General features: G+C 31.8%; 12 protein-coding genes and 3 tRNA genes. 1 reads left to right on the top strand and 14 read right to left on the bottom strand.

The features are described 5' to 3' along the window. Positions 1–37 precede the first annotated feature (37 nt). The 14 genes from tuf to ACFQ0S_RS07810 form a co-directional block, all read right to left on the bottom strand. A complete protein-coding gene (gene tuf / locus ACFQ0S_RS07875) occupies positions 38–1,225 on the bottom strand; it encodes an elongation factor Tu (RefSeq protein WP_379753098.1) in 1,188 nt (395 codons plus the stop codon). 59 nt (positions 1,226–1,284) lie between these two features. Continuing rightward, a tRNA-Thr gene (locus ACFQ0S_RS07870) sits at positions 1,285–1,356 on the bottom strand. 192 nt (positions 1,357–1,548) lie between these two features. Next, a tRNA-Tyr gene (locus ACFQ0S_RS07865) sits at positions 1,549–1,629 on the bottom strand. Between the two features lie 47 nt (positions 1,630–1,676). Continuing rightward, a tRNA-Thr gene (locus ACFQ0S_RS07860) sits at positions 1,677–1,750 on the bottom strand. 91 nt (positions 1,751–1,841) lie between these two features. Beyond that, positions 1,842–2,144 carry a ribosome hibernation-promoting factor, HPF/YfiA family gene (hpf, locus tag ACFQ0S_RS07855; RefSeq protein WP_379753101.1) on the bottom strand — a complete coding sequence of 101 codons (303 nt, stop codon included), beginning with the start codon at positions 2,142–2,144 and terminating at the stop codon, positions 1,842–1,844. Between the two features lie 32 nt (positions 2,145–2,176). Further along, on the bottom strand, positions 2,177–3,073 hold the full coding sequence (locus ACFQ0S_RS07850; RefSeq protein WP_379753104.1) for a tyrosine-type recombinase/integrase: 897 nt from the start codon (positions 3,071–3,073) through the stop codon (positions 2,177–2,179). 118 nt (positions 3,074–3,191) lie between these two features. After that, the gene (gene rpsU / locus ACFQ0S_RS07845; RefSeq protein ID WP_379753107.1) at positions 3,192–3,386 is read right to left on the bottom strand and encodes a 30S ribosomal protein S21; all 195 of its coding nucleotides are present in this window, start codon (positions 3,384–3,386) and stop codon (positions 3,192–3,194) included. A 148-nt stretch (positions 3,387–3,534) separates the two neighbouring features. Further along, positions 3,535–4,674: an acyl-CoA dehydrogenase family protein gene (locus ACFQ0S_RS07840; protein ID WP_379753110.1), complete on the bottom strand. Its 1,140-nt coding sequence runs from the start codon at positions 4,672–4,674 to the stop codon at positions 3,535–3,537. Between the two features lie 12 nt (positions 4,675–4,686). Next, entirely contained in the window at positions 4,687–5,571 is an 885-nt protein-coding gene (locus ACFQ0S_RS07835) for a ComEA family DNA-binding protein (protein WP_379753112.1), read from the bottom strand. 1 nt (position 5,572) lies between these two features. After that, complete coding sequence (locus ACFQ0S_RS07830; RefSeq protein ID WP_379753115.1) at positions 5,573–5,800, bottom strand: PspC domain-containing protein; 228 nt, start codon at positions 5,798–5,800, stop codon at positions 5,573–5,575. Positions 5,801–5,860: 60 nt separating this feature from the next. Further along, positions 5,861–7,132 carry a DUF2851 family protein gene (locus tag ACFQ0S_RS07825; RefSeq protein ID WP_379753118.1) on the bottom strand — a complete coding sequence of 424 codons (1,272 nt, stop codon included), beginning with the start codon at positions 7,130–7,132 and terminating at the stop codon, positions 5,861–5,863. Between the two features lie 98 nt (positions 7,133–7,230). Continuing rightward, entirely contained in the window at positions 7,231–7,713 is a 483-nt protein-coding gene (locus ACFQ0S_RS07820; protein ID WP_379753121.1) for a 3'-5' exonuclease, read from the bottom strand. A 14-nt stretch (positions 7,714–7,727) separates the two neighbouring features. Beyond that, complete coding sequence (locus ACFQ0S_RS07815; RefSeq protein ID WP_379753124.1) at positions 7,728–9,089, bottom strand: pyridoxal-phosphate dependent enzyme; 1,362 nt, start codon at positions 9,087–9,089, stop codon at positions 7,728–7,730. 139 nt (positions 9,090–9,228) lie between these two features. Next, positions 9,229–11,172, bottom strand: coding sequence for a putative porin (locus ACFQ0S_RS07810; protein WP_379753127.1), 1,944 nt, complete (start codon positions 11,170–11,172; stop codon positions 9,229–9,231). A gap of 256 nt (positions 11,173–11,428) precedes the next feature. Between ACFQ0S_RS07810 and ACFQ0S_RS07805 the strand changes: the two genes are divergently transcribed. Further along, positions 11,429–14,794: a SusC/RagA family TonB-linked outer membrane protein gene (locus ACFQ0S_RS07805; protein ID WP_379753130.1), complete on the top strand. Its 3,366-nt coding sequence runs from the start codon at positions 11,429–11,431 to the stop codon at positions 14,792–14,794. The last annotated feature ends 3 nt before the right edge of the window (positions 14,795–14,797 follow it).

Below are 14,797 nucleotides of genomic sequence, written 5' to 3'. Positions count from 1 at the left end.
AAAAACAACACTGGCTTTAAAAAATTATTTTATAGGATTAACCTAGTATTTCTGTTACTTGTCCTGCACCTACAGTTCTACCACCTTCACGGATTGCAAAACGTAAACCAACGCTCATTGCGATTGGGCTTAACAAATCTACAGTAATAGTTAAGTTATCTCCAGGCATAACCATCTCTACGCCTGCTGGCAAAGTAATAACACCAGTTACGTCAGTTGTACGTACATAAAACTGCGGACGGTAGTTATTGTGAAATGGTGTGTGACGACCACCTTCTTCTTTTTTCAAGATATACACCTCAGCTTTAAAGTTTTTGTGAGGTTTTACAGATCCTGGCTTAATAATAACCATTCCTCTTTTAATATCTTCTTTTGCAACACCTCTTAACAAGATACCTGCATTATCTCCAGCTTCACCTCTATCAAGGATTTGACGGAACATTTCGATACCAGTTACTGTAGAAGTTAATTTTTCAGCACCCATACCAATGATTTCAACTGGATCACCTGTATTACAAATACCTGTTTCGATACGACCTGTAGCAACAGTTCCACGACCTGTAATTGTAAATACGTCTTCAACTGGCATCAAGAATGGTTTTGCTGTATCACGAAGTGGCTCTTCAATCCATGAATCACAAGCTTCCATTAATTCAAGAATTTTTGGAGTCCAAGCTGGATCATTATTTAATCCTCCAAGAGCTGAACCTTGAATAACTGGTCCATTATCTCCATCATATTCATAGAAAGAAAGCAAATCTCTAATTTCCATTTCTACTAATTCTAGCAACTCTTCATCATCAACCATATCCACTTTATTCATGAATACAACAATACGAGGAATACCTACTTGACGACCTAAAAGGATGTGCTCACGTGTTTGTGGCATTGGACCATCAGTAGCAGCAACTACAAGAATTGCACCATCCATTTGAGCAGCACCAGTAACCATGTTTTTCACGTAATCCGCGTGACCTGGACAGTCAACGTGAGCATAGTGACGGTTAGCTGTTTCATACTCTACGTGTGAAGTATTAATTGTAATACCTCTTTCTTTTTCTTCAGGAGCGTTATCGATTTGATCAAACGATTTTGCTTGACAGTAACCAGCATCAGATAATACTTTCGTGATTGCAGCAGTTAAAGTAGTTTTTCCATGATCTACGTGTCCAATTGTACCTATATTTAAGTGCGGTTTGGAACGATTAAAATTTTCTTTTGCCATTTTACTTAATTTTTAATCTTAGTTATATAATATATTAGTGTTCAAATTTTACAATTTTGAGCCAACTACGGGAATTGAACCCGTGACCTCTTCCTTACCAAGGAAGCACTCTACCCCTGAGCTAAGTCGGCAGAGAAATTTATTTTAGATTTAAGATATTTGAATTCAGATTTACAAAAATTCTAAATATAATTTCTAAAATTAATTTTTAGGATTATCTCCCTATGGTTGATGATCCTGAGATTCCGATAAATCGGAATCAAACTTTTTATATTTAATTTTCTCGAAAGCAAGCTTTCAGAAAATTCTTTTTAAAAAGTTTGTGGGGAGAGCAGGATTCGAACCTGCGAAGTTCACACAGCAGATTTACAGTCTGCCCTCGTTGGCCGCTTGAGTATCTCCCCTCTTTTTAAATTGATAATTGATAATTAATAATTATCAACTTGCCTTGAGCCGGCGGAGGGACTCGAACCCACGACCTGCTGATTACAAATCAGCTGCTCTAGCCAACTGAGCTACGCTGGCAAATTCAATAAAAAAAGCCCGCTATTTCTAACGGACTGCAAATGTATATCTTTTTGTTTTTTAATCAAAACAATTTTACGAAAAATTTATATTAAATATGTGCATTGATTTTTTCTTTTCTTTTTACTAACAATCGCTCTAAAGATTCCGCCGCTAACTCAACGGCTTCCTCAAAAGTTTTACATTGTTTCTTTACCATAAAATCATCTCCTGGCACATGTAACTTTACTTCTACAACCTTATTTTCTTTGTCACTTGTTTTTTCTACTTTTAAAAAAACGTCTGATGACACAATTTTATCATAGTATTTTTCTAACTTATCCATTCTTTGCTGAATAAAATCTACCAGCTTCCCGTCAACAGCAAAGTTAACAGCATTTACATTTACCTTCATGATTAACATTTTTTAATGGTTATAATTATGAACTAATCACGACTTCTAGGATGCGCATTTCCGTATACTTTTTTTAGTTCTGCTAAACTGCTGTGCGTATACACTTGAGTAGATGCTAAACTAGAATGTCCTAATAATTCTTTTACTGAATTGATATCTGCTCCGTTATTGAGTAAATGAGTCGCAAAAGTATGCCTAAGTATATGAGGACTCTTTTTTACCTTCTCGGAGACATTACTAAAGTAGTTATTTATTAAACGATAAACAAGCGAATCATTCAATTTTAACCCTTTTTTTGTAACGAAAAAAAAATCGGAATCCTTAATTTGTTCTAAATTAGATCTTTCAGAAAAATACAGATTGATTTGTTGTGAAACAATTGGCAAAATTGGGAGTACTCGTTCTTTGTTTCTCTTGCCTAAAACCTTAAGTGTATTGTTTGAATGATTGATATTTGAAACTTTTAAATGTATTAATTCTGTTCTACGTATACCAGTTGTGTAAAACAAATCAATAATTAACTTGTCTCTAACGCCTTCAAAACCGTCAGGATATTTTATTTGATGTAGTACAGCGTCTAATTCTTTTTCTGAAAATGGAATTTGAAGATTTTTTGCTGTTTTTAAAGCTTTATGTTTAATTAAAGGGCTTACTTCTATTTGTTTAGTCTTTAATAAAAATTTGTAAAAAGACTTTAATGATGCCATTTTTCTATTGATGGAGGTATTTGAAATTGTATCATCCACTAAACACACAATCCAGCTTCTAATTTGACTGTAATTGACCTCTAAAAGATTTTCTTGATTAAACTCTTCCTTTATGAATTTTTCAAAAAAACAAATATCATTCAAATAAGCATTTACAGTATGTGGAGAATAATTTTTCTCCAGTTGTAGATAATCTTTAAATGATTGTAAGTAATTCGTCATATAATAAAGATTGGTTTGCTTCGGTTTCTCGCAAATCCTCATAAAAAACAAAACCGTTAGTATCAAAGGTATTAAACTTTAATAACTAACGGTTAGTATATGCTGAGAAAATTATTATTTAACTTTCTAAACTGTCTTTCATGTTTTGAATGTAAGCCGCTTTTTGGATTTTCATTCTATTGGTAACAGAAGGTTTAATAAAAGCGGTACGTGCACGTAACTGACGAACAGTTCCTGTTTTATCAAATTTTCTTTTATAGCGCTTTAATGCTCTATCGATATTTTCTCCGTCTTTAATTGGTATAATTAACATAATATAGACACCTCCTCTCGTTAAGGGTGCAAAAGTAACTATTTTTTTGAATTATGAGATATGAAATGCGAATTATTTTAATAAAATAAAACAAATATGAAAAATCAGATTGCTTTGCTTAATGTCTCGAAACCCCTTTTAATGACTACTATCTAAGCAAATTTCTAGAAATCACCACTTTTTGAATCTCAGTAGTTCCTTCGCCAATAGTGCATAATTTAGCATCTCGGTAAAATTTTTCAACAGGAAAATCTTTGGTATATCCATAACCTCCATGTATTTGAATGGCCTCATTAGCAACTTTACAACACATTTCCGAAGCATACATTTTTGCCATCGCACCAGCTGTAGTAACTGGCTTATTTTGTTCTTTGAGATAGGCTGCTTTGTGAATTAATAATTCTGAGGCTTCGATTTCAGTTGCCATATCGGCCAATTTGAAGGAAATCCCTTGAAACTCAGAAATTGCTTTGCCAAACTGATGTCTTTCTTTTGAATATTTTAATGATGCTTCATAAGCCCCTTTTGCAATTCCTAACGATAAGGCTCCGATGGAAATTCGACCGCCATCTAAAATTTTCATAGACTGAATAAATCCCTGTCCTACTTCTCCTAATCGGTTTGCGTCTGGAATTCGACAATTATCAAAAATTAATTCTGCCGTTTCGCTAGCCCGCATCCCTAATTTATTTTCTTTTTTTCCTGAAGTAAATCCTGACATGCCTTTTTCGAATACAAAAGCGGTCATTCCTTTAGAGTCTCCTTTTTCTCCTGTACGAACAATTACCACGGAAATATCACCAGAAATAGCGTGAGTAATAAAGTTTTTAGCGCCATTTATTATCCAATGATCTCCGTCTTTAGTAGCAGTTGTATTCATTCCGCCTGCGTCCGATCCTGTATTATGCTCTGTCAAACCCCAAGCGCCTATATGTTCGCCTGATGCTAATTTTGGAATCCATTTTTTCTTTTGTTCTTCGTTACCAAAAGTTAAAATATGATTGGTGCATAATGAGTTATGAGCAGCAACCGACAATCCAATAGATGGGTCAACTTTTGAAAGTTCTTCAATAATGGTAACATATTCATGGTAACCTAAACCTGAACCACCTAATTCTACTGGAACTAAAATGCCCATAAAACCCATTTCTCCTAGCTTTTTAAATAAATCAATTGGAAAAATTTGAGCTTCATCCCATTCCATAATAAATGGGCGAATATTTTTTTCTGCAAAATCTTTAATAGATTGTGCAATCATGAATTGAGTTTCATTGTATTCGAAATTCATCGTTTATTATTTTTAGAATTCCAAATATAAGACAATTGTATTGGCTTTTTCGACAGGAAAGTCCTTAATTTTTATTAAATCCTCAGTGCTTTTAATTTCTCCGTTCATGCTTCTGTAAGTAACAATAGATTTTGCTAGTTGATATTTACTAAAATAAGGGAATTGCATCAACTCTTTAATTGAGGCACTGTTAATGTTTATCTTTTTAATATTAGGTAGCGTAGTTATTTTAAACTGTTCATTCAATTTAACAATAACTTCGGACGACAACCCCCATACATCATTCATTTGATTCATTGTAACAAAACCTCCAAGTTTTTCTTTTTCATTCAGAATTCTATCAGACAATCCATCGCCAATTCCGTACACTTTTTTCAAATCTTCTTTGGTCGCTTGATTAATATCTAAAACAACTGTTTTTTCTTTTTTGTCGAAATTTTGTTTTGAAAAAGATTTGAATTCTTTTTTATTAGTAACCCAATCCGGGAATTTAAAATAAGGAGAAATACTATTTAATAAAGAGTCGGAAACTTTTGTTACTGCTTGAAATTCCTGCGCAGAATTGACGTATTTATTTGTTTTTCTAAATTCAAGCAACCTATCGATTTCTTGAGTAGACATACCGAGTTTATAGCCTTTAAAATCGGTTATAAAATTAGGATTAAACGGATATATTTTAGGAGTATAATCCTGTTTTTCTTGCTTTGCTTCATCAATTTGAGATTGCAAAGAAAGCCATTGTTGTTTCTCTTTATTATTCTCAATGATTTGGAGCCATTTAAAATCACCAAAAAAGTAAACTAATTGAAAAACTATAATTAGAAACAACAACAAGAATATTCCGTTTCGTTGCGAAGAAGTATATTTGAAATACGATTTTAAAGTATTTGAAGTCATATTATAAGTCGAATACTGAAGTTCGTTTTGCCCGAATTAAATCTTTTAATCGCAACCAAAAAGCTAATGTTAAGTAAACCCCGAACCATAATCCGGCTGTTACAAAGGAAATGTAAATAAAAAACAACCTAACACTATTTGCACGCATACCTAGACTATCTGCCAATCGAGAGGACACATGAAAGCCATGTTTTTCGAAGAAATATTTGAGTTGGATTATAAAAGACATCTTTTCTTGTAAAGAGGTTTTAGGTTTTGGGTAAAATTACAAAATTTTAGAATCAACAAATTAACTTTTTTTCAATAATTCTATTCCAATAGCACAATCTAAACATTTGCTCTTGTTGCAATATTCATTTTTGAGTTGCAACAATGATTGCGTATCAAATGCATTTTTAGATTTAACACCAAAAGAACTAAATTTTTGAATGATGGTATTGCTTTCGGGAGCTACATTTTGCATCAAACGAATTAAATCTTCTGAAATATCTTTGCCTTGACTTTTTGCATAAGCGAATTGAATAGGAATAATGGTGTTTATGATAATCAAGTCTATAAATGATTTTGAAAGCATTTTGTTCTTTTTTGGACTTTCTTTATCAAATTGATAATGGTTTTGCCAATAATTAGAAACTGAAACTCTAAAAAAATCATAAATACTTTCAATCGAATTCGCATTAATTACTTTTGAAAATAAATTATGTTGACTGTGATATACATTTGCTAATTGCGACAATCGAATTGTTGGGAAATTATCTGGACGGTGTTTAAAAAACTGTACCGGTTCGAAAACAGATTGTTCTAATTGGAATTTATGTTGTAAATAGTTGAATCTTGTATGCAAATTTTTATAATATGTATCTTCTTTTTCTATGTTTAGCAAACCCGCTTTTCCAAATAGCAATGCTTCGATATTTTCTAATTCAAAACTTTCTTTTCTAAATACTGAAAATGGTATTGACTGTGCAATTTTTAAAAACAATTCCCCATTAGTATTAAGTCCGAAATTCTTTGCTAACAGACAAAACAAAACTGCTTCCCAATCCTGATTGGTTTGAACCAACAATTCCTGAATTTTTATTGATTTTCTCTCTAAACGCTCAAAAAACAAACGCTCTTTCCAATTGTTTAGTGTAAATTCATTAATTTCCTCCAGTTGTTTTTCGCAGTAAATCCAAGATTTTGGCGTTAGTAAAGACTGGTATTTTTCTAAAGTTTCTTTTGAAACATAGTTTTTTAATTCTAAAACAGGAATTTCAGTATTGTTTTTTCTAAAAACTTCGGTATCATGTTCCCAAACCACATGAAGTATAACGCTATCATAGGCTTCATCTCGCTCGTGATGATGTATATACCAATCAGAAGACTTTATATGAATCTCAACATTACCAGCCCATTTTTGATTTGCGATAGTGATTTGTGCATTAAAAAAATCAGGCCCGGCCATTTGTAAATACTGTCCTGCATTTACAATAGTGATATCTTCATCATTTGAAGTTTTTAAATTTGTAGTATCGAACTTTTTGAATTTCCAGAGGTAATGGAGAAAATCTTCTTTCATTTATTTTGGCTTATAAATAACAAACACGAGATGAAAGACTAAAGTAGTAAAAAAACAATTTGAAAAATAAATTAAATCAAAATAACTTCTATCTGAATTTACCGCAATAAATACAATTTAGCGCAAGCCCTTGCATCAGATAAGGCCTCATGATGATTGAGTTGTATATTCATTCGTTTGCAACAATCGCTTAATTTGGCAGGAACAAATCCTTTGGCTTTGTATATTTTTACAGTGCACTCCCAGCGTGAACTAATATTTAAATCTTCATAATTCAATTGATGCATTGCCATAGATTTAGCAAGAACATTTCTATCAAAACTTTCGTTATGTGCTACTACAACTTTATTTTGTAACCTTTTTTTAATTTCGGGAAACACTTGTATAAATGATTTTGCATTTATGGTATCTCTAGGATAAATGCCGTGAACTTTTATGGTGAATGGTGAATATTCATTTTTAGGAGGCTTAATCAAACTTACATATTCATCTACAATAACACCATTCTCAACTGTAACAATCCCTACGGAACAAGGATGATAGGCTGTGGCAGTTTCAAAATCTATAGCAACGAAAGTCATTTTATTTATATGAATTATTTTATAGAACCTATAATGTCTGATTTTGTAATAATGTGATGATTCCCATTTTCTAAATCTACCAAAACTGCATCATTTTCTTTAGTAAACAATTTAGAAAGCTCTTCTATTGGTGTATTTAATTTTACAATTGGGAATGGTTTTCCCATAATCTCTTTGATGGGTTTATCGGCAACGTTTTTATCAGCAACATAACTTTGAAACAAATCGCTTTCATCAACTGAGCCTACAAAACCCGTAATATCAACAACTGGAATTTGAGAAATTTTATATTTTCGCATTCTTTCGATAGCATGTGATACCAATTCTTCAGTTCGCACAACAATTAAAGGTTTGTCCAAATGATCTTTTATTACATCTTCTGCTTTGGTTAAATCTTCCTCAAGAAAACCCCTTTCTCTCATCCAATCATCATTAAACATTTTGCCTACATAACGACTTCCTGAATCATGAAATAAAACTACAATTACATCTTCAGGTTTGAAATGCTCTTTGAGTTGCAACAATCCTTTAATTACGGCTCCAGCCGAATTACCTACAAATATACCTTCTTCTAAAGCTATTTTTCTAGTATAAACCGCAGCATCTTTATCGGTAACTTTTGTAAAACCATCAATTAAGGAAAAATCAACATTTTTAGGAATTATATCTTCGCCGATTCCCTCTGTGATATAGGAATAGATTTCATTTTCATCAAAAATTCCCGTTTCATGGTATTTCTTAAAAACCGAACCATAGGTATCGATTCCCCATACTTTTATTTTAGGATTTTTCTCTTTTAAATATTTGGCTACTCCTGAAATAGTTCCTCCCGTGCCTACTCCTACCAGAAAATGCGTTATTTTCCCATTGGTTTGTTCCCAAATCTCTGGTCCTGTTTGTTCGTAATGAGCAATAGAATTTGATGGATTATCATATTGGTTTACGTACCAAGAATTAGGCGTTTCCTGAGCTAATCTTTTCGAAACTGAATAGTAAGAGCGAGCATCTGTTGGTTCTACATCTGTTGGACAAACAATTACTTTGGCTCCTACCGCACGGAGAATATCCATTTTTTCTTTGGATTGTTTATCAGTAATAACACAAATGAGTTTGTATCCTTTTATAATAGCAACTAACGCAAGGCCCATTCCTGTATTTCCAGAAGTCCCTTCAATGATTGTTCCTCCAGGTTGCAATCGCCCATCAGCTTCGGCATCTTCGACCATTTTTACAGCCATCCTGTCTTTTGCAGAATTTCCAGGATTAAACGTTTCTACTTTAGCTAAAACTAATGCATCTATTTCAGAAGTAACTTTATTTAATTTTACTAAAGGAGTGTTTCCGATAGTTCCTAAAATATTTTTAGAGTATATCATAGTTTTTTCTGGTTGTTGAAATAAATCGAACAACAATCAAATGTATGGATTAGTTACAAAAAGACAATTCAAAATTATGTTAAGATTTTATAACTTGTACAAACTTCTTATTTGAATTCCGTTTTGTTGTAACAGAAAATTATTGAAAGAAATTCCAAACCAATCCAAATCGAATTAAGAAATCGCGATACGGATAATTAGGAGCCGCATAAAAAGAATTTGTGGCAGAAAGCGCCGAATTGAAATGCTCAGCCTTAATAAAAATTCGAGTTTGTTTAATCCTAGCATTTATGAAGAAATCCATGTTTGCAAAATTGCCTATTTCTTTGTTATTCTGAACAAAAAATTCTGAAAGCACAGGATTATAGTCATTAGCATTGTACTTTGTAAAATAATTAAATATGACTCCTGTTTGCAAATACAAAGCTTTTTTAAAGAAATAATTCGTAAAATAAAGTGTGTTCCTGGTAACCAATTCTGGAAGATTTAAAATTGCATCTTGTTGATCAACTTTTTGAAAAAGAATTGTATTATCGAGAGCCAATTTCCAAAATTTTACTTCTTTACTTGCTTTTAACGATAACAATTTGATAGTGCTATCGTATTGTTTTGGAATAACTAATTGAACATTTTCTGTTGTACTCTCATCCATAAAATAAAGATGATCATTAATAGTAGTGGCAAATAAGCTTGCATTTAACCATTTTGTTTTGGCATTAATTTGTATCGAATTTATTTTCTCATTTTTAAAATTATTAAACCAATTGTAGTTTAAAAAACTGCTTTGATGTAAATTATAAATATGATCAGGAAGTTTATTTAAATTTTGATACTGAAATGAAAACTCATTTTTATCATCAATTTTATATTTTATACTTCCATCGATAGTTGTTAACGATTGATTGGTAATTGAATTTGAATATAAAAAAGAGCCTTTCCATTTGTTTTTTTGATACTCATATTGACCTCCAAAAGAATTAATGGCATCGTTTAACGAATTTGGCGCAACTACATTTGATACTATAAAAATCGTATTGTAGTAATAGTTAAATCTGAAATCATCAATAAAAAACTGAAACTTTCCTAAAGTTTCGTTTTCATATGCAGCGCCTATTTTATTATACATTCGGTTGTATCGAACCTGATCATTTATCCCGCCAGTAGCAAATGCTTCTCCAAATCTATTGATTATTTTATCTCCTGTAGTTGAGGAAACCGTTTTTTGATTGTATTCTAAAAATTTATTTTCATAATTGAATTGGTGCGTTAGCAACAAATTATTATTACCCTCTTTAGAGTTAATTCTGAAATTATGATCTAAAAATATTCTTTTCCCTTTTATAAACGATTTTGCATCAGTCAAATAAACTTCTAATCGTTGTCTTTCTATAAATTCCGGACTTTTACTTTCAAAGTCATCAATTGTTGTAATCCCACCGTTTTCTCCGTTAAGAAAATCCTGACTGGTGAAATGTGCATTTACAAAATAACGTTTGCTTTTAGTATGATAACTTGTAGTAAACCTGAAATTTCCTGTGCTTGAAAGTTGATTGATGTACTTTCCTAAAGATCGTAATCCTTTGTAAGCAATAGAGAAATTAAATCGTTCAGAAGTATTAAGGGTAATGAAAGCATCTAAACTTTGACCTTGAGTCATTACTGTTTTGAAATACAATTCAGTTAAAGGTGTTGCAACTGAGTAATACTTAATATCATGAGCTTCTAGATAATTAAAATGCTTTCCTTTATAACCAAACTCAGGAAAAGCTGATAATTTATTTAAACCATATTGCAAAGTATTGTAGGTTTGACCCTCATTAGCAAAAGGCAAAAGACCAAAATTATCTTTACGAAGATAATTGTAATCATACTCTTTTTTTATGGAGAGTGACGTATCTACAAAAGTAGTGTCACGATCTAAAGTGATTATCTTATAGGAAGTTATTGGTGCTTTCTGAGAACGCTCTTTGGCTTTCTGTTCTTCAGTCTTTACAAGACTTTTTTTTGGTTTCTCATTTGTAGTTTCTTGTGAAAAAACAATTAGAGAAAAAAGAGAAAACACAACCGAAAATACAATTCTCATACCTATTTTATAAGTTACAAAAATAGGTATTTGTTTGTAAAAAGTATCTAGCAAGAGTAAAACTTGTAATTTAAAAAAAATTAAACCTGAAAAGACTCGAAAAATAATTGACTTTTAATTAAACCATCGAAAAACTAAATTTTACTTTATTGTTAATAAAATGAGCCTACACAAAAAAATAATTCACAAAAAACAAATAAATTATTATTATTTTGTTTTTTTATTTAATTTTGTTGCAAAATGTAATTAAACGATTATGACAAAAAATGTATTTTTTTATTTCTTTTTCTTTTTGTTTTCAGCTTTAAGCCAACAAGGATATACACAAGAAAGGATAATAGCTGGAACTGTAACTTCTAAATCTGATAAATTACCACTTCCTGGAGTAAGTGTTACTATTAAAGGCAGCAAATTAGGTGTTTCTACTGACTTTGACGGAAAATATGCTATAAAAGTTAAAGATGACGAAGCGGTTTTAATATTTAGTTCCATTGGATACAAAAAAAATGAAATAAAAGTTCTCAATAAAACTTCTATTAATGTTGCTCTTGAAGAAAGTGCAGAAGAATTGAATGAGGTAAAAATTACTACCGGTTACGAAACAACTTCAAAAAGAACGTTTACTGGAGCAAGTAGTAAAATTTCTGAAAAAGATTTAAAGGTAGAAGGTGTAGTTGATGTAAGTAGAATGATAGAAGGTAAGGCTGCCGGAGTTACCGTGCAAAATGTTAGTGGTACTTTTGGAGCTGCTCCTAAAATAGTTGTGCGTGGGTCTTCTTCTATTTTTGGAGATACAAAACCCCTTTGGGTTATCGACGGTATTGTACAAGAAGACATTGTTAATCTTTCGTTTGCCGATTTAGCTTCTGGAAATTCAGAAACACTTTTAGGTTCTTCTGTAGCTGGACTAAATGCTAATGATATTTTGAGTATTGAAATTTTGAAGGATGCATCCGCTACTGCTATTTACGGGTCACGATCTTTAAATGGAGTGGTAGTAGTAACTACTAAAAAAGGAAAGAAAGAAACGCCATTAAGTATTAATTATTCTTATGAACAAGCTTTGAGAACGATTCCTAATTATAGTCAATATAATATTTTAAATTCTCAAGAAACAATGGTTGTTCTAAAAGAATTAGAATCAAAAGGGTTTCTAGAACTGCCTACGATAGCTCAGGGTCGATATGGCGGTGTGTACAATATACTTGCTAAAGAATTAAATAGATATGATGAGACTTCTGGGCAATTTGGAGTGAGAAACGATCCTGCAAGTAAAAATAGATTTCTAAGAAAATACGAATTAGCTAACACTGATTGGTTTAAAGTATTGTTTAGACCGTCTATATCTCAGAATCATTCCTTGAGTTTCTCAGGTGGTGGAAAAAACAACAGTTATTTTGCTTCTTTAGGATATTATAGTGACCCAGGCTGGACTATAGCTGATAATGTTAAAAGGATTACTTCCGATATAAAAAATACTTTTTATATTAATGACAAACTTAATTTAACTCTCCAAACACAAGCCTCTGTAAGAGATCAAGGCGCTCCAGGATCTTATGATAGTCAAAAAGATAATGTTACAGGAAGCACAACTAGAGATTTTGACATCAATCCATTTAATTATGTTCTTAATACCAATCGTGCCTTACGACCTTATGACGAAAACGGAAATTTAGAATACTATAGAAACAACTGGGCTCCAATAAACATCATCAATGAATTAAAGAATAATTATATTGAGATACAAGTTAAAGATATAAAGTTTCAAGCTGACTTGAGTTACAAAATTAGTCCTGAATTAACCTATAATTTTACAGCTTCTTCAAGGTATGCAAATACCATAAGAGAGCATAATATCCTTGAGAATTCTAATGTTGTTGGAGCTTATAATGCAGACGAAACTACTATTGTTAGAGATGCAAACATCTTTTTATATAAAGACCCCGATAATATCACAAAGCCACCTGTATCTGTTTTGCCAAGCGGAGGTATTTTAAGAAAATTTACCAACGATTTGACTTCATATAATATAAGAAACAGTTTTAGTTATAAAAAGACATTAAAAGACTTACACGAATTGGATGCCTTATTTGGTCAAGAGTTACGATCTGTTGACAGAAGTAGTGATAATTTTACAGCATTCGGGTTGCAATACGATAGAGGTTTAACTTCCTTTACCGATCCTAAAATTTTGGCAAAATTACTTGAGGGTGGAAATTCTTATTTTGGAGTTAATGAGGAGAGAGAAAGAACTGTAGGTTTTTTTAGTAAAATTGGCTATACCTATGACCGAAGATATACTGGGTCTATAACTGGAAGATATGATGGGTCTAACAGACAAGGAAATACAAATTCCTCAAGATGGTTGCCTACCTACACTTTTAGTGGTAAATGGAATGCAAGCGAAGAAGAATTCATAAAAAAAATTGAGACTATTAGCACTTTAGGATTTAGAGCTTCATACGGTCTTACTGCTACAGCAGGTCCTGCTACTAATTCATTAGCAATTTATCAAAGTTTTATTACCGATAGATTAAATTTAGGAGATCGAGAAAACGGCTTAAACATTCAGGATTTACAAAACAATGATTTAACTTGGGAAAAACAATTTGAAACCAATATAGGTATGGATTTAGGATTGTTTGACAACAGAGTACAATTAACAACTGATGTTTATAGTCGAAAAGCATTTGATTTAGTTGATTTTGTAGTCACTTCAGGGATAGGAGGTCAATCTATCAAACAAGGTAATAATGCAAATATGGAAACCAAAGGACTAGAAGTTTCTATCACCACACAAAATTTAAAAAACACTGAATTAAAATGGTCAACCACATTTACTGCTTCTGTTTTTAACCAAGAAATTACAAAACTACAAAATCAGCCAAGTGTACTAGGACTTGTTGATGGAACTGGTGGAAATACAATAGGAAGACCTAGAAATGCTTTATATTCTTATCAATTTACAGGACTAAATACGCAAGGAGTTCCAACTTTTATTATGGCTGATGGAATAATCGACAATGTAGGAGGTGCAAATTTCCAAGACAATGAAGATATTACCAAGTATTTAAAATACGAAGGATCGATAGAGCCTAACAAATCGGCAGGTATCTCAAATACATTTACCTACAAAAACTGGAATTTAAATATTTTTATAGTAGCATCTGGAGGAAATAAAATTAGACTAAACCCAATTTATTCTTCAGATTATAATGACTTAACTGTATTTACTAAAGAATTTAAGAACCGCTGGTTAAACGCTGGAGACGAAAACTTTACCTCTATTCCTGTTATTGCTGATAAAGCTTTAATAAGAAATTATAATGAAGTAGGAACTAATTTAGGTATAGCCTACAATACCTATAATTATTCAGATGCAAGAGTAGCCGATGGGTCATTTGTAAGGCTAAAAAATATTTCGTTAGGCTATGAATTTTCTAAAGATTTTAAGAAAAAACTTGGGGTATCGTCTTTCAACTTTAAACTAGTAAGTACAAACCCGTTATTGATTTATTCAGACAAAAAACTAAACGGTCAAGACCCAGAATTTTTTAGATCTGGCGGTGTTTCTTTACCTATAACGAGTCAATATACATTTGTAATAAATTTATCCATTTAAAAA

The organism is Flavobacterium myungsuense, from assembly GCF_042677265.1.
In the GTDB taxonomy this organism is placed as follows: domain Bacteria; phylum Bacteroidota; class Bacteroidia; order Flavobacteriales; family Flavobacteriaceae; genus Flavobacterium; species Flavobacterium myungsuense.
This window is presented reverse-complemented; position numbering and strand designations above follow the sequence as displayed.